At 43.7% G+C, this 21991-nt stretch carries 15 protein-coding genes; 6 read left to right on the forward strand and 9 right to left on the reverse strand.

Translation table 11 applies throughout. The annotated features are described in order from the left end of the window. Position 1: 1 nt before the first annotated feature. From hflD to ACTD55_RS04185, 3 genes are all read left to right on the forward strand, one after another. On the forward strand, positions 2-637 hold the full coding sequence (gene hflD, locus ACTD55_RS04175) for a high frequency lysogenization protein HflD (protein WP_438863052.1): 636 nt from the start codon (positions 2-4) through the stop codon (positions 635-637). A 17-nt stretch (positions 638-654) separates the two neighbouring features. Then, positions 655-2025, forward strand: a complete 1371-nt coding sequence (purB, locus tag ACTD55_RS04180; protein ID WP_438863053.1) for an adenylosuccinate lyase — start codon at positions 655-657, stop codon at positions 2023-2025. Positions 2026-2112: 87 nt separating this feature from the next. Continuing rightward, positions 2113-3321: an adenylate/guanylate cyclase domain-containing protein gene (locus tag ACTD55_RS04185; RefSeq protein ID WP_438863054.1), complete on the forward strand. Its 1209-nt coding sequence runs from the start codon at positions 2113-2115 to the stop codon at positions 3319-3321. Positions 3322-3328: 7 nt separating this feature from the next. On the opposite strand, the gene ACTD55_RS04190 is transcribed toward ACTD55_RS04185, so the two are convergent. The 8 genes from ACTD55_RS04190 to ACTD55_RS04225 form a co-directional block, all read right to left on the reverse strand. Then, the gene (locus ACTD55_RS04190; RefSeq protein ID WP_438863055.1) at positions 3329-4531 is read right to left on the reverse strand and encodes an MFS transporter; all 1203 of its coding nucleotides are present in this window, start codon (positions 4529-4531) and stop codon (positions 3329-3331) included. Positions 4532-4559: 28 nt separating this feature from the next. Then, entirely contained in the window at positions 4560-6293 is a 1734-nt protein-coding gene (locus ACTD55_RS04195) for a serine hydrolase domain-containing protein (RefSeq protein WP_438863056.1), read from the reverse strand. After that, on the reverse strand, positions 6284-7891 hold the full coding sequence (locus ACTD55_RS04200; RefSeq protein WP_438863057.1) for a tetratricopeptide repeat-containing sulfotransferase family protein: 1608 nt from the start codon (positions 7889-7891) through the stop codon (positions 6284-6286). The genes ACTD55_RS04195 and ACTD55_RS04200 overlap by 10 nt, the downstream gene beginning before the upstream one ends. A 91-nt stretch (positions 7892-7982) precedes the next feature. Then, the gene (locus tag ACTD55_RS04205; RefSeq protein ID WP_438863058.1) at positions 7983-10409 is read right to left on the reverse strand and encodes a TonB-dependent receptor; all 2427 of its coding nucleotides are present in this window, start codon (positions 10407-10409) and stop codon (positions 7983-7985) included. Between the two features lie 119 nt (positions 10410-10528). After that, complete coding sequence (locus ACTD55_RS04210) at positions 10529-11377, reverse strand: carbon-nitrogen hydrolase family protein (RefSeq protein WP_438863059.1); 849 nt, start codon at positions 11375-11377, stop codon at positions 10529-10531. A gap of 126 nt (positions 11378-11503) precedes the next feature. Further along, a complete protein-coding gene (locus ACTD55_RS04215; protein WP_438863060.1) occupies positions 11504-13318 on the reverse strand; it encodes a PLP-dependent aminotransferase family protein in 1815 nt (604 codons plus the stop codon). Between the two features lie 30 nt (positions 13319-13348). Continuing rightward, positions 13349-14635 (reverse strand): 4-aminobutyrate--2-oxoglutarate transaminase, encoded by a 1287-nt coding sequence (gabT, locus tag ACTD55_RS04220; protein ID WP_438863061.1) that lies wholly within the window; start codon positions 14633-14635, stop codon positions 13349-13351. 89 nt (positions 14636-14724) lie between these two features. After that, positions 14725-16182, reverse strand: coding sequence for an NAD-dependent succinate-semialdehyde dehydrogenase (locus ACTD55_RS04225; RefSeq protein WP_438863223.1), 1458 nt, complete (start codon positions 16180-16182; stop codon positions 14725-14727). Positions 16183-16285: 103 nt separating this feature from the next. Here ACTD55_RS04225 and ACTD55_RS04230 point away from each other — a divergent pair, with 103 nt between their 5' ends. Genes ACTD55_RS04230 through ACTD55_RS04240 form a run of 3 tightly spaced genes read left to right on the forward strand, consistent with a single transcriptional unit; the run spans position 16286 to position 18849 of the window. After that, a complete protein-coding gene (locus ACTD55_RS04230) occupies positions 16286-17221 on the forward strand; it encodes a LysR family transcriptional regulator (RefSeq protein ID WP_438863062.1) in 936 nt (311 codons plus the stop codon). Position 17222: 1 nt separating this feature from the next. Further along, positions 17223-18365: a cupin domain-containing protein gene (locus ACTD55_RS04235; protein WP_438863063.1), complete on the forward strand. Its 1143-nt coding sequence runs from the start codon at positions 17223-17225 to the stop codon at positions 18363-18365. A 25-nt stretch (positions 18366-18390) separates the two neighbouring features. Continuing rightward, a complete protein-coding gene (locus ACTD55_RS04240) occupies positions 18391-18849 on the forward strand; it encodes a GNAT family N-acetyltransferase (protein ID WP_438863064.1) in 459 nt (152 codons plus the stop codon). A gap of 33 nt (positions 18850-18882) precedes the next feature. Here ACTD55_RS04240 and ydiJ read toward each other — a convergent pair whose 3' ends face one another. Further along, positions 18883-21906, reverse strand: coding sequence for a D-2-hydroxyglutarate dehydrogenase YdiJ (ydiJ, locus tag ACTD55_RS04245; protein ID WP_438863065.1), 3024 nt, complete (start codon positions 21904-21906; stop codon positions 18883-18885). Positions 21907-21991: the final 85 nt, after the last annotated feature.

The raw sequence follows: 21991 nt of genomic DNA on the forward strand, positions 1-21991 counted from the left end.
CATGACTGATTCAATTCAAGATAAACATCTTGCCTTGGCGGCAATTTGTCAGGCGGCCTCGCTGGTTCAACAAATAGCCCGCAAACAACAGGTGGATGAAAATGCATTCCAAGCCAGTATTAATTCATTAATAGTGGTAGACGCAGATAATACCGAGCAAGTGTTTGGGAGCATGGCTAATCTAAAATTGGGATTTAATACGCTCAGTGCCCAGTTAAGTAATAAAGCGGTAAAAAAAGATGCTGAAATAACCCGTTATATTGCCGGTATATTGCAATTAGAGCGCAGGCTAACTAAAAATAACAAGAAAATGCAGGAATTAGCAGAGCGAATTAGCCAGCTACAACGACAGCAATCGCTGTATTCATTATTTGATAGCCAGATGCTGAGTAACATCGCTAGCGTTTATACTGATGTGGTCAGTCCCATTGGTGCAAAAATACAGGTTGCTGGAGAGCCAGAGCAACTTAAGCAACCACTTAATCAACATAAAGTACGTGCTTTATTATTAGCCGGTATTCGAGCGGCGGTATTATGGCGGCAATTAGGTGGCAAGCGTCGACAAATATTGTTTAGCCGCCGCAATATTTTGCAAGCGGCTCATCAGGCTTTGCAAAACATTAACCAAATTCATTAAATTTAGGAGTATACCCTTTGGAACTATCAGCCCTAACGGCCATATCCCCTGTCGATGGACGATACGGTAATAAAACCACTGAATTAAGAACTATTTTCAGTGAATTTGGTTTAACCAAATATCGCGTACAAGTGGAAGTACGCTGGTTACAAATGCTTGCCAGCCAACCTGACATTGCTGAAGTTCCAGCCTTGAGCAGCCAAGCGAATCAATTATTGGATAGCATTGTCAGTGATTTTTCATTGGCTGATGCACAGCGGATCAAGGATATTGAAGCGACCACTAATCATGACGTTAAAGCGGTAGAATATTTCTTAAAAGAAAAAGTGGCGGGCAATGCTGAATTGCATGCCATCAATGAATTTATTCACTTTGCCTGTACTTCGGAAGATATTAACAACCTGTCACATGGATTAATGCTAAACGAAGCTCGTGATAACGTAATTTTGCCTTATTGCGATAAGTTAATCAGTGAAATTAAACGCTTAGCGATTGAAAATAAATCAGTTGCCATGATGGCGCGTACTCATGGTCAACCGGCAACCCCAACCACGATGGGTAAGGAAATGGCCAATGTGATGATCCGTTTGCAACGTCAACGTGATCAGATTGCCGCCGTGCAAATTATGGGTAAAATCAACGGTGCCGTTGGTAACTACAACGCCCACCTAGCCGCTTATCCATCGGTTGATTGGCATCAATTGTCGGAACAGTTTGTCACCTCGCTAGGCATAAACTGGAACGCCTATACCACCCAAATTGAACCTCATGACTATATTGCCGAGTTATTTGACGCGATTGCCCGTTTCAATACCATCTTAATTGATTTTGACCGAGACATTTGGGGCTATATTGCGTTAGGCCACTTTAAGCAAAAAACGATTGCGGGTGAGATCGGTTCTTCCACCATGCCACACAAAGTCAACCCCATTGATTTTGAAAACTCAGAGGGCAACCTGGGCTTGGCCAATGCCATCTTTGCACATTTATCCGTTAAACTTCCGATTTCACGTTGGCAACGGGATTTAACCGATTCCACTGTTTTACGTAATCTAGGCGTCGGCGTTGGTTATGCGTTAATTGCCTATCAGGCATCATTAAAAGGCATTAGCAAACTGGAAATCAACGCGCAAAGCTTACTGGATGAACTGGATACAAATTGGGAACTATTAGCCGAACCTATTCAAACCGTGATGCGTCGCTACGGTATTGAGAAACCCTATGAAAAGCTCAAGGAGCTCACTCGCGGCAAACGGGTTAATCAAGTGATTATGGCTGATTTTATCGATAGCTTAGCACTGCCTGATAGCGTAAAAGTCGAGCTAAAACAACTCACGCCAGAAAATTACATTGGCCGAGCCATCGCCTTTGTGGAAGATTTAGCTTAATTCCCCATCTTTTATCCTGTCCTTTAATGACAAAACAGGTGCTTTGACTACACTTTTAGCATCTGTTTTGTATTAAAGGGATTTAATATGCATAAGATTATCTCGTTGTGGATCCGGGCGGGAAGCCAAGCAACTAGTTTAGATAATGTTAACCCTACTCGTATCACTAATATCATTGTATTAATTCTGGGACTGACCTTAACGGTTCAATTACCTTTGATGCTGTCATTCTGGGATCAGGGTGGTGCCAAACAATGCTCAATTAATCTATTTGCGATTTTATGTTGTCCGCTGGTACCACTTTTTAATCACCATCATCGCCTTTTACTGGCGAAACTAAGCTTAATTTTAATTTATATTTGTTACTTAATCGCCACCGCCATGCACCTTGGATCTCAAGCAAATGTGCATTACTTTTTCCTGTTAGGTATTTTTGTTAGCCCTTTTTTATTTCAATCCGACTCTCCACTGTTGAGCAAAGCTGTTATTGTTCTATTTGGACTATTGGCGCTATTATTCGGTTTTATTAATTTACCCACTGAGCAGAGCAATGTCAGCTATAGCCAACTGGTTGGGATAAGCAATCTGATAAATTTGGTGTTCGCAGGAACGCTGTGTGCGTTTTATATTCAGCTCAATACCCGAATGGACCGGGACAAAATCAATCTGGAAAGAAAACGCTCCGAGAGCTTGTTACTGAATATTTTACCAGCAAGCATCGCTCGGCGTTTAAAAGAATCCAATCAACCGGTAGCTGATTATTTTGAACAAGCCACCATCTTATTTGCCGACATTGCTAATTTTTCGACATTAACCAAGCAAATGTCAGCCATTCAATTAGTCGCGCTGCTCAATGATTTATACAGCGAATTCGATCTGATCCTCAGTCGCTATCGTTTAGAAAAAATCAAAACCATCGGGGATGAAATCATGGCCGTTTGCGGGGTTCCCACCACCGATAAACAACACGCGATTCAAGTATGTGAGTGCGCCTTGCAAATGCAACACTGTTTCGAACATTTTTGTAAAAGCCATAATATTAACAACGGTTTACGTATTGGTATTAATAGTGGCCCTGTGGTGGCTGGCGTGATTGGCAAGAACAAATTCAGTTATGATTTATGGGGAGAAGCCGTCAATATGGCTTCTCGCATGGAAAGTAACGGACAACGAGATAAAATCCAAATTACCGAACACACCTACCAACATGTTAAACAGCATTTTCAATGTAAGTTACGTGGCCAGATTGAAATTAAAGGAATGGGTAAAATAAACAGTTATTGGCTGCTTAAATAAACCATGTCTAGGCTAATTTGGATTTAATGTTATCGAGTAAACGAGCCGGTTTTAACACAACAATTGCGCACAGGATCAAAACAATTACTGAGACATTAATCACCACATCATATTGATCTTCACCAACTAACAACGCCGCTACCATGGGACCTGAAGCTAACCCCATTTTTGAAGCGAAACCACCTAATGCCGCTAACTGCCCCGCTTTATCCAGTTCGGAACAGATACCAAACATATAAGGCAATGCAAATGCCCAAGTGATACCAATAATAATATTTGCAATAAGATAAATTTGGCTACTCTGACTGTACAATAAAGCCCAACTGCACGCTGCGGTCAGTAATACTGAGACTAATAAAGGCATCGTGCGGCCAAAACGGGTACCGACCACAATCACTAAAAATGCGCCTAGCAACGCTATCCAACTCGCTGATGCCAGCGCAGGACTCATAAATTCAAGTGTGAGTCCGGAGGCTCGACCTAAACCAATCATATAGGCAAAAAGTCCCATATTGGCGGCTTGAAATAGAAAAATTCCCGCCAGAGTAAAAAACAGCGGCATGCGGCTGGCATTCGTTTGCTCTACAACAACGGTGGGTTGCTCCGGCACCGGATAGGCAGGTAAAAATGGTAACATTAACAAGGTCGCAACACTAAAAATGGCTAATGACAAAAATAATGCACCAGTACCAAACTCGGGGACTAATCCGGGTAAATACATGATCCCGAGTCCACCGAGTCCCCATTGAATAAATAACAAGTAACCAAAGGTTTTATCTGCTTCATTGGTCCGGGAAATAATACTAAAACCAATTCCTACCAGTAATCCCCCTACCAGTCCATGCAGTCCACGAATAACAATCATCAATTCCGCCGAACGAATATAAATACACAGCAGATCAATTGAAATTAAGCCCACCAATAAACAATATGACCACTTTACCCAATTAATTCGCTTAATCAGAAAAACCGCCGATAATGCTCCTGCCGCAGCTCCATATAGATTGGCCGAACTAACGAATCCGGCTTGCTGATTATTAAATTGCAAACCTTCAATCAAGCCACTTACTAGCGCGGGAATAATATTGATATAAAAAATTCCTGCGGTAGTTAAAAAAGCCAAAATTATTCTTGCGAACACACCATGAGGAGCCACTTTATACTTGGCCAAATAGGCGGTTGGCATGGATTGAGCCTGAGTTTGAGTCAAAATAGTGTTCTCCTGTGAAGGTGCTTTTTTATTGACAAATCGGTTTTATTTTATTCAATTCACTCACCGCGCTAGCCCAGTTATACTGGTGGGTATCGCTAAAATAGTAGTAAGTTAACTGATTCGGCAACAGTGCAACGGTAATGCCGCCAAAGCCGGACATAAAAGGTAACCAAGCGGAATGTTTACAGCCTAACTGATTCGTAAAATTTCTGGCCCAAAAGCCATTGCTGTATCGGATGTAATCATATTCCGTTACGTTTCCACTGGGTTGTCCTGTTCGCTGCAACGATTGTGATAACAGCGGCTGAGCTAACAATGCCTTTGACTGACTTAACTGAGTCTGTCGCTGAATAAATTGACTAATTTGTGCTATATCGTCAGCTGTATAAAATAATCCGTACCCCACAAAGGGCTGTTGAATGGCATCAGCGGTCGTTCTTGTTTGAGTGAATACCGGACTGAGCGGTACATCAGCCAACACCGTATCAACTAAAATGTCCTTAAATAACTCGGTACTTTTTCCAATTCGCTGTTTAATAAAATGACTTAGTGCCGTGCCAAGCAAATACGTATCTGAAGTGTGATAAACGAACTGCTGGCCCGGAGCTGATTGACGGGCATAGTGTTGGCAGCTAAAACGGATCTTGTCCTGATGGGTTAACGCATCAAAAAACACTAGCGTTTGCGCGGAGGCTTCATCAGCACCATAATCGGCCACACCGTAGTGACCTGAGGTCATATTCAACAAATCGGCTAATGTCACCCCCTGCCATGTTTTTGTATCACAAGCCTCGACCCACTTGGAGACGGGTTGTTCAAATACATCGCCAAAACGTTGTTCCAAATACAACATGGTTAACCCGGCAAACACAGACTTAGCGGTTGAATATGAAGGCAACACCTGTTGCTGACAGAAAGGATAATCCCCCATACGAGTCGTGCAATTCGATACATAATGTACGCCCTGATACACCACACCAACGCGGCTCATTTCTGCTGGTTGAATTGATGACTGCAACATTAGCTGACTTAGTTTTAAACCCGCAATGTTATCTGCCAGCGTCGCCAGCGGCATACTCGTCATTCGCAAAGACCGTTCGTGCTGATATGCTTGAATGATGCGCGGGGCTCCATCTATCTTCGAGGGTTGATAAGCAACTTGTCCGACTCCCCATAAATCGGGTTTAAAGTAGGCACAGGTTTCGCTACTGAACTGATAGTAAAAATGTGAGGCTTGAGATTGCTGGTCGACTAAAAACGTGACAACTCCGTTATGGACGCAGTTTTGATTTTTTTCCACCAAACTGAGCGGCAACGCAATACGATAATAGCCCTTATTTAGCGGATCGATGCCAATTTTGCCTACCCCTACAAAATAGTCCCAATAATCATGCTGGCTAACCTGTAATTCACGCTTAACCGGAATGAGTTCATTTTGATCATTTTGCACGAGGTCAAAAGACAACACGGGCAAGATAAATTGGGGTTTATTAGCTATCTGATTAATTACATTAGTCGCTGATAATGAATAGCGACTTTTATCCCTGGCAGGAATTAATTGAAACGTACCTTGGATGTTGATATCGACCGTTTGAGTAGACGCTAGATCCAAGTGTTCCATCATTATCGGACTCGTCACCTCATCCCCGCTAATTAGCGCAGATTCAAGCCTGCCCTCATCACTTTCGTTGCCGTGAACGACATTAGTACCGCATAGTAACAATACAATATGGCCGACGATGAACATGACTAATCGCATATAATTCCCGCCCGCTCAAGTGATTGTTTTAATCCAGCTAATGGTTTTTCATAATGGCGCCATTTAGCCACAGAACTATTATAAATTCCGCGACGAACCTGGCTGGCGCTGGCGGTATTCGATGGTGCCTGATTCGATTCAACCAAACTGCACTGGGGTTGCCAATCTAACTGACAATGCTCAATCAACTGTTTGGCTTGGGTGTCAATATCTGCCACGACGTTTTCATAACCAATGGTATAAATGGCTTGCGGGATAACGTCACGCCAATGCTGCATAAGACGATGATGAGCAATATAGTAACTGGCCAACTCATCCAGATCGTAGGAAAAAGGATAGCCTTGCACAAATAGTTGCTTAAATATGGCATAGCAAGTATCCAACGGATGTCGTTGCACATGGATTATTTTGGCTTGTGGCAAAGCTAAATGAATCAACCCTACATTAAGTGAATTTAACGGAAGTTTGTCGACAAAATGCTTAACATGACCGGTTTCTGGCCGTGTACTATCAATATAAGCTTTCCCCAGTGCGGTAACATCAAGATGTCGTGTTTGCTCCACCAGTTCAAGCCTATCTGCCGGTAATTGACCTAATTTTCGCCGACATTGAGCGACCATTTGCAAACTGAAATTGTTCAGCTCTCCAGCAGAGCTGACCTGAGTGTGGTGAGTCAGAATTCGTTCTATCAACGTCGAGCCTGTACGAGGTAATCCTAAAATAAAGATGGCTTCATTATTGGTATAGCCCGCTGGCGGCTTTACAAAACAGTCTTTATTAAAAACCTGAATAATTTTGTTAATCGTAGCTACATCACGCTGCACATCATATTGTATGTTCTTGCGGCGGAATAATGCCCCATGCTGCAAGCTGGTAAAACTTTGTGAATATTGTTTTATATCTTCCAGTTCTTTAGCTAAGGCGTAATTTATCTGACTTGTTTGTAAATCATTAAACCGATATTGCTGTAATAACCGCTGCATTTGTTCTATATGATTGCTTGCGATAGTTTGGGGGCGTAAATCAGCCCTTAACAGATAGGCTTCGGTATCAAAGGGATTAAGTTTAATCACCTGATTCAAGCTCTGCTCAGCCTCATCTAAACGTCCTAAATAACGTTGTACGGTAGCTAAGTTAAAATGCAGTTGTGGATCATCCGGAGTTTGTTGAATCGCTTGCCAATAATAGTGTGCAGACAACTCATACTGTACTAATTTGCTTAATACCAACGCAAACTCGGCATACAAACCAGCGTCTACAGGAAGATCCGCTTGATGTAGTTGTTCAGCTATCATCTGGGCGTGCTGTCGTTGTCCCAGCATCACTAAACAGTGTGCTTTGTGCAATAACCACCGGCTACCTGTCGGCTCTATTAACAAGGATTGTTCTATACTTCGCAAACCTTGATGAAAGTCAGCCAATTGAAATGCCAAAAAACTGGTCGCAAACCAACCATCAGCGTTATCGGAATAAGCCTGATTAAACTCCTGGCTCAGTTTTTTAGCTTGCGCGACATTTTGTTGATTAATCGCCAACCAAACATTGTCGAGCATTCGCTCGATTTGCTCAGCAGATTGCTGTGATGGAGATAATGGCATGATAGAGGCGCCTTGCTACGATAGACCCTGTTTTATCATCTCATTCATATCAGTAAAATACTGATATGAATGAGAAAGATGGACAATCGTATTAGAAACGATAGTTAACTGCCACCCCAACAGTCCTTGGCAGACTGATATAATCTTTCGAGGAATTACCTAAAAAGTTTTGATCCGGATTAGTCCCCATATAGCCTTCGGGGATCAAGCCAGTTACTCCGTCATCATTAAACAGGTTTTTCACGTACAGGGTCACATCCCATTCATCAGCACTAATTCGGGTACTGGCGTTCCATAGCGAGAAACCACTGATATTAGCTTGCAAAGTGGGACTATCTCCAAGGTAATTAAGTGAATCAGACTGATAATAACCATTGATTTGCGATACCCAGTACCAGCCATTATCCAATGACCGGGTATAGTCAACAGACAAACTAATTGTATTTTTGGGCGAGCTGGGTAACGTCGTTCCATCCTCAGCTTGTAACCGATATGTATCGGCTGAAAATGTGCTGGCTGGCGCATAAAAGTCATTGGTTAACGCGGCATCCACATAGGCGTAACCGAGAACATAGTGAATATCGTCGCTTAAATATCCCTGTAATTCTAGTTCGACCCCCTGTGTTCTGGCTGATTCACCATTAGCAACCGTAAAGAAGCCCCAATAGGATGCTGTATTAAGTTGTGGATCATCCCAGTCAATTCTAAATGCCGATAACGTATAGGTATGCGCCCTATCAGCCAAATACCCTTTCAAACCGATTTCATAATTTACTGCGCTGTCTGACTTATATTGCTGCCATTCAGGACGTTCAGCCAAATCTCCCTCCAGCGGCACCGCATTGGCACCGCCGCGACGATAACCTTCGGCAACAGTGGCATACGCCATGGTGTCGCGAGAAACATCATAAGACAAATTAAGCTTGAACAATGTCTTGCTTTCATCACTATTGAATTGAGGCTCGGCACTAAGATAAGGCCAGATAGGTAATTGCAATACCGTATTGTTAACGAAATCATTACTGAAGCTACGCAATCCTACTGTGGCCCTGAATTTATCTGAGATATGGTAGGTCAACTCGCCAAATACGGCTTTATCTTTAAAGTTTTCATCCCGTACATAGTGGAAATCGTTGTCGGTATAGGCCATACCATAGCTGCCCATCGTATCCCACCAACTAAAGGCTACTCCAGCCCACTCCTGATACCCCTGCATATAGCTATCTTGATTGGCTTGGCTATCCTGATTCATATAATACAATCCCACCACCCAATCGATATTGTGTTGAGTTTGATTGGAGACTAAACGTAACTCTTGCACAAAAGCTTCTTCTTCATAGCCACGGTATGCAGTAGCCATTGGGCGAGGCGTTCCATAATACAAATCAGAAAACCAATTTTGTTGGGCGTAAAACCCGGTATTGTCACTGGTTGAACTGCCCGCGTGACGATAATCAGACGAACTGGACGTTAATGTGGCAAAACCTAAATCCCATTCGACTTCCAACGAGGTTAATTTAACCTCACGATCAGAGGGTTCTAGCTGTACCGCACCGTTTTCATATTCACCATAAGGCTGCGCCGTTCCAGTCGTCCAATGGTTGCCGCGAGTAACTTGACGACGACCACCGATCTCATCTTTTTGTTGTTGGTGAGATAATAAAATTCGTAGATTGTCCGTGGCTTCATATTTTAATGAAGCACGTCCATAACGAATATCAACGGTATCCGCATCTTCCACCCGACGGAACGAAACGCCTCCTGCGGCTAAATCACCATTGTTAGCTGCCGGTGCATAATTATTACTATCAAGTTTGTACACATTGGCATAATCCACGATGCCATCATTATCAATTTTGCCCACATTAGCCCGAAAGGCTAACTTATCGGTTAGTGGGATATTAAGCATCGCGTCTATATTCAGATTATTACCTTCAGACCCCTTAGTCTGGCTATAAGCCATCGAAGCGCTACCATAAAAACTATCGGTTTCCGGCTGTTTCATCCGGTATTTAACCGTCCCGGCTAATGAACCGGAGCCGTATAGCGTGCCCTGCGGACCACGGAGGACTTCAACCATTTGCACATCTTTAAGGATGAAATTGGCAAACAGCGGGGTTTCATTAATATAGGACGCCACGGTGGGCACCGCCGACAACGCAACATCACCGTTGGCACCGCCATCGACATTAACACCACGAATAATGACCCCATTCACCGCGCCTGAATTACGATAACCACGATCCACCACCGTAATACCGGCGACATTACGCATCATTTCGGATGCATCAACAATATTACCACTTTCAAGTTTGTCACCGGACACCGCGGAAATATTATAGGGTACTTCCTGAACGCTCTGTACCCGACGATTGGCGGTTACTTCAATGCGTTCCACTACTTTGCTTTCAGACTCTGCCGTATCATCGGCCGCGACACTGAGTGTAGGAACCGAAAAAATAAGAGCGGTACTAACAGCAGTGGCTAACGTGGATTTTTTAAAACTTGCAGTATTCATTGTTGGCTCCGATTATTTTGTTGTATTTTTCGCCTGTTTTGAGAGTAGATCAGTCACGCTATGCAACCTAGTACCAGTTCCCATCAACTTATTGGTCCAGATTAAAAGCGTCCCTCCAATTAAGTTTTGTTTTGATCCGGTATGACTAAACTTCCGAGTTGATCTAAGCTAGTTGGCTCGCCTGGTTGATAAGCCGAAAATGTAATTTGATTATCGCGAAAACTTTTAAGTGGTTGACCTAATCCATGTAACCCCCGCTCCCGTTGCCGACGGATTTGATTAAAGTCAATTTCAATAGGAATGGTTTCTGCACCACTGCCAGCAAGATGAATAATATTGCCATCCGGCCCCACAACCACTGACTGACCATGACCTTGAGAAGCAGCAGCATTGATTGCAAACACATAACATTGATTCGTCGCGGCGGTAGATTGCGCCATCGCAACTTCAACTGTGCGATCAATAGTGCCAGTTAAAGTCGGATAAATCAGCACTTCCGCCCCCATACACGTTAAATTGCGAGCTACTTCGGGGAACCATAAGTCATAACAAATCGCTACACCTATCCGGCCTTGCGGCACATCAAACACCACAAATTTATCACCACAACTAACACCGCTTTCATAAGGGTAGAATGGGTATATTTTTCGGTATCGCGTAACCACTTCACCATGATTATTAATCACCGATGCCGTATTAAAAGTCTGCTCACCAACAATTTCAAAATGAGAACCGGGGATCAGCCACAGATTTAGTTTTTTAGCTAACTGACAATAAAACGCTTCGGTTTGACCGGGAAAAGATTCGGCATATTGTTTATCAGCACCGTAGCTACACAGTTCACTTAGCACCACCATATCCAACCATGGGAAACGGCGTTTATTCTTTTCAATTTCTGCTCCGATCGTAGCCAAGTTGTTTCCCGAAGGAAGCGCTAGTTGCAGACCTGCGATAGAAAAATAACTCATAGAGAATACCTAACAGCATCATAAATGATGACTCGGTTTAAATTTGTTAGTTTACTGTATGAGGGGGGAAGGAAATTAGATAGTGCCAGTTATAAAACTATTTTTGGTCCAGTTAAGGTTAATCTGCTATTCCGTCAAATATCCTTTGAGTTCCAATTGCCGCACGAAACAGTAGTTTTGATCAAACCATTTCATTTGATCACCATCCATAATGACAAAGAAGCCTTTAATTTCACCATAACCCCATAGTTTCCATTGGCGGTAATACAATCCATTTTCAATCCACCACCGCCCTACATCCACTTCGCTACCCACCCCAAGAGTTCTGCCTCGCATGCAGCCATCAGCTAACAACTCGATAATACAAGGCACGCCATATACCATTTGGCACTCCAAACGTGCTCCTGGCAACAATTCAGCCAATCCCCGGTTATCCAGCAACTTACCTCTGGCATTATCCAACTTTTCTTCATAATCAGCGGTGAGCAAATGGATCAAATCGGCTAGTTTACTCACCCCTTCTCGGATCTTGTCATTAGGAATACTGGTGACTCCCATACGGAAGCAGTTTTCAGGGTGCTCGGAACTGGCAAAATATCGCTTAACCGGCTCGATTAATATACCGAGCTCAGCTGCTTTTACTCGCAGGTATTCTCCGTCTAACTGGGCTGGCCCAGTTACCCAGTAGGCAGTCCCTCCCTGAATAGGTCCAGTATCAATACAGTTTGGAAGATAAATGTTAAGGGCTTCCCGTAACGTTAACCAACGTTCAAAAAACACTTTGTGGAGATGCATCATAAAGGCATCGTAATAGCCTAAGGATAAAAAATAGGCCACCGCGCGCTGATTATTCAATGGTGGATTACGCATGGCCATCTTACGTAACTTTTTCAGTTCGCTGATCACACCGCTATCAGCCACAATAAACCCAATTTGTACCCCTGACGCCAATACCTTAGACAGGCAAGATATATAAATAACCCGGTTATCTTTATCTAAACTGCGCAATGCCGGATGAGGCTGACCTAAAAAGTTACTTTCAAACTCAAAATCGTCTTCAATGATCAAGAAATCTTGTTGCTGGGCTTTTTTGAGTAATTCATAACGGCGTGTCATCGACATGGTAATACTGGTAGGCGTTTGATGACTGGGGGTGGTATAGACAATATCGCAGTTATCCAACTGCGGGTTTACCACCATACCGTTATCATCAATAGGCTGATAAACCAGCTTAGCACCATATTTTACCAGTAATTCGCGCATTTCCGGAAAGCCGGGATCTTCTACGGCGGCGGTAACGCTGTGATCAACAAATAACTGGCTCACCAGATTTAAAGCTTGCTGGGTACCGACCGTAATCAAGATTTCGGCACTACTGGCCTGAATACCACGTCTGGGCAATATTTTACTTCGAATTTGATCGAGTAACATGGGATCGTCTTCAACCCCCTGTAATTCAGACCATTGGTATATTTCTCTGGTGGTATTGGCTTTATTATTCGCATCACGCCACTCTCTAACCGGATAAAGCGAAGCATCATATTTACCGTCAATAAATGGATAGGCAAAGCGTTGCCAATTAGATGGACATGAGGTTTCACTAGTGGTTTTGAGTTGGCCTTTAAAACGGTGGAAGTTGTCTTTTGACTGTATATTATGTGTATCCACATCAGCATTGACCCAGCCTTTATGGATATCATCACTAACATAAATACCACTGCGTTCTTTACTGACAATGTAGCCTTCGTCTATTAAGGTTTGATAGACCAGTACTACAGTATTACGCGCAACCCCAATCTGCTCCGCCAGTTTACGAGAAGAGGGTAAACGGCTCCCCGGCATAAAGGAGCCCACTAAAATACCTTCAACCAACTTACGCCGAATTTGGCTTTGCAGACTTTCGTCCAGCTGGTGATCGATATGGATCAATCGACGTATCATCGAGGAATTGCCTCTGGAAGCGTTAATTTATTATGCATTAACCTGTTGACTAAACAATTGCTCAAACTTATCCAATCCCTCATCAATTATCTCATCTGAGATGGTCAACGCCGGTAAAAAACGAATGACATTAGCATAAAATCCGCAGGCCAGTAATACCAGACCCGCCTCTTTGGCGTTCGCTATAATAGCTTGGGTTAACCCATTGTTTGGTTGATTTGCATCACTATCGACGATCAGTTCAATTGCAATCATTGCCCCCTTGGTACGCACTTCACCAATGATGGCTGGAAACTTGTCTTGCAATTCACGCAGACGGGCAGTAAATCGAGCACCAATTTGTTGTGCTCGACTAACTAGTTTCTGCTCGTCAATGACATCTAAAACGGCTAAGGCAGCCGCACAACCTACCGGTGAACCACCATAAGTTCCCCCTAATCCCCCGGGAAGCGGAGCGTCCATAATATGACTCTTGCCCACCACGGCCGCTAATGGAAATCCCCCGGCAATCCCTTTAGCCATGGTGATCAAATCGGGCTCCACATTGGCATGTTCAAAGCAAAACATTTTGCCGGTACGCCCAAAGCCAGTTTGAATTTCATCGGCAATCAACACAATGCCATGTTTATCACATAGTTCTCGAAGCGCTTGTAACAATTCCACTGGCGCTGGATAAAAGCCTCCCTCGCCCTGCACTGGCTCGATGATAATCGCAGCCACATCGCTCGCAGCGATATCTACCTTAAACAGGTTTTCTAATGCATTAAGAGAATCTTTAACGGAAACATTATGAAGTTCCATCGGAAATGGCACATGAAAAATATCCGCCGGAAACGGACCGAATAAGTTTTTATACGGCGTGACTTTACCGGTTAAGGCCATGGTCATATTAGTGCGGCCATGAAAGCCGCCATTAAAAGCGACAATTCCCCTTCTGCCGGTATGGGCACGGGCTATCTTGATGCAGTTTTCTACTGCTTCGGCACCGGTAGAAACAAAAATCGCTTTTTTCTCCGACTCGCCCGGTGCCGCGACAACCAATTTTTCGGCCAATTCTATTGCCACTTCATAAGGGTTAACCATCATGCAACTATGACTAAACTTGTCTACTTGCTGTTTAATCGCCTCAACGACCTTAGGGTGGCTATGGCCGGTGTTACACACTGCAATACCCGTGGCAAAATCAATATAGCGCTGCCCTTCAACATCCCATATTTCAGCATTGTGGGCTTTTTCGACATAGGCAGGATAAATATTGCCCTGGCCTCTGGCGATAACTTGTAACTTACGATCTTGCAAACTCTTATTGGTTGTCATCTTAATTCCTGCTTAACCCCTGCCGGGAATAAAAATGCCGCTAGTTGCTACAAGCGACAACTCATTTAACTACTGATCAATAACTGAGGTTATTTATCCAACCCACCTAAACATAAATATTTAATTTCCAAATAATCATCTAATCCATACTTAGAGCCTTCCCGCCCATTACCTGACTGTTTGACCCCACCAAAAGGCGCCGCAGCGTTGGAAATCAAACCTTCATTAATCCCCACCATGCCGTATTCCAGACCTTCTGCCACACGCCAAATTCGACCAATATCACGAGAATAAAAATACGCAGCCAAACCGACGTCCGTATCATTCGCCATCGCGATCACTTCATTTTCATCAGTAAAGCTAATGATCGGTGAAACCGGGCCAAAAATTTCTGATTCAGCAATAGGCATGGTGTTTTTGACTCCGGTCATGACCGTTGGCGCATAAAAGTTTTTGCCCATATCAAGTGTACGTCCACCCAGTACCACTTTAGCCCCTTGAGCGACCGAATCTTCAACCAGTTTAGTCACACCAGATAACGCTTCTTGCGTAATCAATGGACCAATATCTACCCCTTCATCAAGACCGTTACCGACTTTAAGTTTGCCAACCTGCTCAACATATTTAGCGGTAAACTCCTCTACCACGCTCTGCTGGACAAAAATACGGTTGGTACACACACAGGTTTGTCCGGCATTACGGTATTTCGAGGCAATTGCGCCTTGCACTGCTGCATCGATATCGGCATCGTCAAATACAATAAAAGGTGCATTCCCACCTAGCTCCATAGAGACTTTTTTCACCGTGGTAGCACATTGTTCGATCAGGGCCTTTCCGGTTTGAGTCGAGCCGGTAAAAGTGAATTTAGCCACATCAGGATGTTGGGTTAATACCTTACCGATCCCTTTAGCATCATCCCCCACCACTACGTTGAATACGCCGGCCGGAATACCCGCGCGATCGGCCAATTCAGCCATGGCTAAAGCGGATAACGGAGTTTGTGTGGCTGGACGCACGACAAAAGTACAACCTGCTGCCAAAGCCGCAGCAGCTTTGCGGGCAATCATCGCGTTGGGAAAATTCCAAGGGGTAATCGCAGCTACCACGCCGATGGGCTGTTTTAACACCATAATCCTTTTGTCCGCAGCCGGTGACGGAATAACATCCCCATATATACGTTTACCTTCTTCGGCAAACCATTCTATAAATGACGCCCCATAAGCAATCTCACCTTTAGCTTCGGCTAAGGGTTTACCTTGCTCCAAAGTTAAAATACGACCTAAATCCTGTTGGTGTGACATCATCAAGTCAAACCACTTACGCATTAATTGAGCTCGTTCCCCAGCAGACTTTTTGGCCCAGGCCGGAAAAGCCTGTTTAGCCGCAGCTATTGCCTGTTCAGCTTGTTCAATACCGGCATTGGCCACCTGTGCAATACAATCATCATTAGCCGGATTGATAATATCAATGGCACCATTGCCCTGTTGCCATTGACCATCAATATAAGATGACTGCTTTACCAAGGATTTATCTTGTAGCTGTTCAATCTGCATTTTGTTCTCCTTATTCGGACTGATGTCTATTGAATCTTAAAAATGACTGGGGTTAAATACAAAACATTCAACCTTAAGTTTAATGTTGGTAAAACATTTGAAAAAAGCAACCGTTATACCAAAACCGGTTACAGAGTACGATTTACGCTTACTACGGATATTTCGTACCGTCGTTGAAAATGGTGGTTTTTCAGCAGCAGAATCCGAGCTTGGGATCACCCGCTCGACTATTAGTGTACATATGTCTAACCTTGAAAAGCGTATGAACCTGGTTCTGTGTCGACGCGGCAGAGGCGGCTTTACTCTCACTGAGGCCGGTCAATCGGTTTATCATGGCACCATCAGACTTTTCGAATCGTTAACTGACTTTTCGTTACTGGTCAATTCATTAGGCGCTGAATTAAGTGGCGAATTAGTTATTTTATGTTCCGATCAACTCGACTTAAATAAACAAAAGCAGTTAGCGAAGATTATTCAATTTATCCATGATCGCTCGCCGAATCTTCACCTCGTGCTAGATGGTGATACGATTCATAATATAGAGAAGTCGTTATTACATGATAAAGCCCATATTGGGTTATTTCCCGACTATCAGCAAATTCAGGGACTCAGTTATCAGCCGTTGTTGTGTGAACCAATATTTTTGTGTTGCTCTAATTTACACCCTATATTTGCATTAGATGACAGCCAAATTGATGATCGTACTCTTGCCGAGGCGCAGGCCATTCATCCCGGCATCGATATTGATGCGCAAGGTCGGGAACAATTAAAAAAATTAACCTTAAGCGCTAAAGCTTACCAGTTCGACACCCGAAAAATCATGATATTATCCGGACGCTATATTGGTTATCTGCCACAAAGTTACATCCAACAGGAAATCGCCCGGCAACAAATCAGAATCATCCGTCCTGATTCGATGAGTTACACCTTTAATCTCTCTATGGTGTTTAAAAAAGAGCCTAGAGAACTAAATAAAATTGAATTATTAAAACAAGCATTTACTCAAGTTTTTGCTTCCGAACAGGACCGCTAAAATGAATAACTATCAGCTCGCACGTCTTTCTCCAGAGCAATTTTTAGCGACTTACTGGCAAAAAAAGCCCTGTGTTATCCGCCAAGCCTTTACCGATTTTGTCGATCCTATTGACGAACATGATTTAGCTGGATTGGCCAGCGAAGAAGGTATTGATTCGCGTATCATCAGCCAGTCTGTTGCCGGTTGGAATATCACCCATGGCCCTTTCAGTGAGTTTGATTCGGTGTGTGTCGATAAATGGTCATTACTAGTACAAGGAGTCGATCGACATATTCCCGATACCCAACCGTTAATGAATGCATTTAATTTTTTGCCCTACTGGCGTACTGATGACTTAATGGTTAGCTTTTCTGCCAAAGGTGCGGGAGTCGGTCCACATTTGGATCAATACGATGTATTTATTGTACAAGGCAAAGGCAGCCGCCGGTGGCAAGTGGGCTTACCGGGCAAGCATCAGTCAATTTATCCTCATCCACACCTGCGACAGATTGAAATGTTTGACCCCATCATCGACGAAATCCTTTATCCGGGGGACTTAATCTATATTCCGCCTGGCTTTCCCCACAATGGCGTAGCGATAGAGGAGTGTCTGAATTATTCCATTGGCTTTAGAGCGCCATCCCAGCAAGATTTACTTTCATCACTAGCTGATTACGCCTTACAAACCAATCGCTTTAATCAACGATATTCAGATCCTGCGATTACATCACGTCCATCTGCTGCGCTGATTCAGCACCAGGAAATACACGCATTTAAAACCTTGATGATAGAGAGTATTAACAGTCCTGACTTTGACGACTTTTTACTATCTCACCTAAGCCGATCCGACAATATTGATGAGCAGGATGAAATAGCAACGCCATATCATCAGCAACGTATATTCGAATTACTCCAACAGGGACATGCCTTTTTCCCAATCGGTGGACTAAAGCCGGTTTATCAGGCTACTCAAACCACAGAATTCAGGTTTTATCTCGATGGACAAGGATTTACAGCTCCTTATCATTGTCAGCCCCTGTTTATTCAATTATTCGAACAAACGCCTTTTAAAGCTCAAAATATAACTAAATCGGCACAATGGTTAGACTTTGTACAACTGTTAACTATTCTTATTAATGCAGGGTATTGGTTCCCTGAATAATTCGAAGGTACAAAGGAGAGCATTTATGCCGTTTCGAGTTAAAAACGTCGATTGGAATAATGCTAAAGACAAGCTGACACAACTGAGAGAAAAAGTGTTTGTATGTGAATGGCGGATCCCTCGTGATATTGAATTTGATCAACAGGATCCTCTTTCATTACATGTTTTAATTTTTGATGAGCAGGAAAATCCTATAGCCACAGGCCGTATCACGCCCGAGGGTGAATTAGGTAGAGTCGCAGTGGATCGGCACTGTCGTCATCCGGAAGTCTATCAAAAGCTGTTCAAGGCTTTACTGAGGCTAGCCAAAAAACAGCAACTCAATGCGGTCATTGTGCAGTGTGAGTTAGCCGGAATAAATTACTTTCAACAGCAGGGATTCAAACCAGTTGGCAGTGTGTTTATGGATGCAGGTATTCCCCGACAAAGAATGGTCTGCCCGATAAAACAATGCCAATGTTCCGATTTTCAATATACACACTAAATGGGGGAGCAAAATGGCCCCCGCTTTTTTAGCCTATTTAACCAGTCCCAGTAACACCTGAACCGGATGTTGCGGTTTAAACCCTTCCAAGCGTTTGACTTGACTACGACATGAATAACCTGTTGCCAGTATTTGCTCTGGCTGTAATGCGGTAACTTGCTGTTGCCAGCTCAAATTGTAAATACCGATCGAGTTATCCAGATTGGATTTTTCATGCCCATAGGTACCGGCCATGCCACAACAGCCGGTTTCAACAAGTTGTAACGATAATCCCAAACGAGTATAGATTTGCTGCCATTGGCTGGCACTGACCGGCAAGGCGGTTTTCTCAGTACAATGGGAAAACAAATAAAACTCGGTGCTGGATTGTAAGCTGGGCAAGGTTTCCAGTGTGGCTAGCCATTCGTGTACCAATAGCACTTCAAACTGCCCGCGCTTGTTACCCAAGGCTTTTAGATATTCGTCGCGGTAACACAATACCAAAGAGGGATCGACACCAATCATTGGACAGCCTAAGCGCGCCAGTCGATTTAAAAATTCCGCCGCATTGTTAGCCGTAGCAGCAAATTCCTGCAAAAATCCTTTAACATGCTGTGGTTTACCATTAGGCACAAAGGGAACCAAAACAGCTTGATACCCCAACTTCTGGATAAACTGCAAGTAGTCATCAACGACATCGGCTTCGTAATAACTGGTAAAGGGATCCTGCACCAATAATACCACTTTTGCTCGCTGCTCAGCGCTCATGCCTTCCAATTCATCTAGATCAAAGGCATAGCGATGTTGAATACGTTGTTGCAACGTTGGAGTAGATAATAGCGGTGTATCCACGTAGCCAATAGACTGTTCAATCAGTTTGTTAAGCCATTTTTGTTGTAAAAAGAAATTTACCAGGTTGGGCAATTTAGCCATTAGGGGCGCCATTTTTTCGATATTACCAACCAGCATATCCTTCATTGGACGGCGATAACGTTGATAATAAATCGATAAAAACCGCGCTCTAAATGTGGGCACATCCACGTTTATAGGACACTGACTGGTACAGGCTTTACAGGCCAGACAGCCTTCCATGACTTCAAGTACTTCATGAGAAAAATCCGCCTGCTGATGATCACGGCTATTGCGCCATTTAGTAAACCAGTTTACCTTCGCAGGAGTGCGTTCTAACTGATTAATGTCAACATTCTGCTTAGCCAATAAGCGCAGCCATTCACGCATCATTCCAGCCCGACCTTTGGGGCTATGGCGACGATCTCGGGTAATCTTGCTGGATGGACACATTGGCGATTGCGTGTCGTAGTTAAAACACAGTCCATTACCGTTACAATTCATCGCCGGGGCGAAAGATTCGCGAATGGCTACCGGGATCTGTCGATCATACTGGCCCCGTTTAACGTCATCGACTTTAACCAGCGATTCGGAACTTTGATAGGGAGTACAAATTTTTCCCGGATTCATTTTATTGTGGGGATCGAATACGGCTTTGATCTTTCGTAATTCAGTAAACAGTTCTTCACCAAAAAATGCCGGAGCATATTCAGAGCGATAACCTTTACCGTGTTCTCCCCACATCAGGCCACCGTATTTGGCTACCAGCGAGACAACCTGATCGGATATTTCTTTCATTAATCGTTCTTGCGCCGGATCACACAAATCCAATGCCGGACGAACATGCAGCACACCTGCATCCACATGCCCAAACATGCCGTATTGCAGACCATGGGCATCCAATAGTGCTCTAAATTCCAATATAAAATCAGCCAGATTTTCCGGAGGAACACCGGTATCTTCAGCAAACGGGATCGGTTTTTGCGCCCCTTTGGCTTTACCTAGTAACCCTACCGATTTTTTACGCATCGCATAGATATTGCTAATCTGGCTGGGATCACGAGTAATTTGATAACCGATTACACCATTTCTTTGCTGTTCAATATCCGCTTGTAGTGCCGATTCCAGTTTTGCCAACTTGTCATCGAAATCGCTTTCCGATTCACTATTATACTCGACCATATTCAGGCCTTGCATATCCTTACCCGGCACATCGCTAATCATATCTTTAACGCTGTACCAGATAATATCTTCACGGGCCAGATTAAGTACTTTGCTATCGAGTGTTTCCACCGAGGTTGCTTGTGCAGCGACCATTTGGGGAGCATGCCGCAAGGCTGATTCAAATGAATCATATTTGATATTAACCAACGCCTTATGTTTGGCGATAGGAGTCACATTCAGTGTGGCTTCAGCCACAAATACCAGTGACCCTTCCGAACCGGTAATGATTCGACTGAGATCGACCTGAGATAAATCGTCACTGATTGCATGTTCCAGATCATAGCCGGTCAAAAAACGGTTCATGCGTGGAAACTTAGCAAGAATTTGGTCGCGTTTACCCACACATGTAGCGATGATTTGTTGGTAAATTTTTCCTTTCACCGTGTCGCTTTGAGCTTGTTGCTCAGCTAATTCGGCACTTAGTGGTGTTGTGTGTAAAATATCACCGTTAATCAATACCGAGGTTAATCCCAGCACATGATCGCTGGTTTTACCGTAAACTAAAGATCCCTGCCCTGATGCATCAGTACTGATCATTCCGCCAATAGTAGCGCGGTTACTGGTGGACAAATCCGGCGAGAAGAAATAGCCATAGGGGCGTAAAAAATCATTTAATTGGTCTTTTACTACCCCGGCTTGCACTTTGACCCAACCTTGCTCGGCATTAAAGTCAATTATTTGGTTCATATGCCGCGACACATCCACCACTAAACCTTGAGTCAATGACTGACCATTCGTACCGGTACCGCCGCCTCTGGCACTAAAACGCACATCAATAAACTCTGGCTGACTGGCAATTCGGCCAATCAGACTAAGTTCATCAATGGTTTTAGGAAATATCACGGCTTGAGGCAGTGCTTGGTAAACAGAGTTATCGGTAGACACGGCGAGACGGCTGGAATAAGACGTTTCTATCTCGCCAGAAAATCCAGCGTGAGATAGCGCGGCTAAAAAATCCAGATAGGATTGTTCCAAACTGGCTTGGGGATCAACAACAGGAAGCATGAATTCACAAATACAATTCTAGAGTGAGCGCAGTATACCGAAACAAACCAAACCTCGCTATTGTCGCTATATGCAAATGCTATCT

It is taken from the genome of Neptunicella sp., assembly GCF_048268085.1.
Taxonomy (GTDB): Bacteria; Pseudomonadota; Gammaproteobacteria; order Enterobacterales; family Alteromonadaceae; genus Neptunicella.

Coding starts and splice junctions, on each gene's coding strand:
- hflD (WP_438863052.1), top strand. CDS start 2: ATGACTGATTCAATTCAAGATAAACATCTTGCCTTGGCGGCAATTTGT.
- ACTD55_RS04185 (WP_438863054.1), top strand. CDS start 2,113: ATGCATAAGATTATCTCGTTGTGGATCCGGGCGGGAAGCCAAGCAACT.
- ACTD55_RS04195 (WP_438863056.1), bottom strand. CDS start 6,293: ATGCGATTAGTCATGTTCATCGTCGGCCATATTGTATTGTTACTATGC.
- ACTD55_RS04200 (WP_438863057.1), bottom strand. CDS start 7,891: ATGCCATTATCTCCATCACAGCAATCTGCTGAGCAAATCGAGCGAATG.
- ACTD55_RS04205 (WP_438863058.1), bottom strand. CDS start 10,409: ATGAATACTGCAAGTTTTAAAAAATCCACGTTAGCCACTGCTGTTAGT.
- ACTD55_RS04210 (WP_438863059.1), bottom strand. CDS start 11,377: ATGAGTTATTTTTCTATCGCAGGTCTGCAACTAGCGCTTCCTTCGGGA.
- ACTD55_RS04215 (WP_438863060.1), bottom strand. CDS start 13,318: ATGATACGTCGATTGATCCATATCGATCACCAGCTGGACGAAAGTCTG.
- gabT (WP_438863061.1), bottom strand. CDS start 14,635: ATGACAACCAATAAGAGTTTGCAAGATCGTAAGTTACAAGTTATCGCC.
- ACTD55_RS04235 (WP_438863063.1), top strand. CDS start 17,223: ATGAATAACTATCAGCTCGCACGTCTTTCTCCAGAGCAATTTTTAGCG.
- ACTD55_RS04240 (WP_438863064.1), top strand. CDS start 18,391: ATGCCGTTTCGAGTTAAAAACGTCGATTGGAATAATGCTAAAGACAAG.
- ydiJ (WP_438863065.1), bottom strand. CDS start 21,906: ATGCTTCCTGTTGTTGATCCCCAAGCCAGTTTGGAACAATCCTATCTG.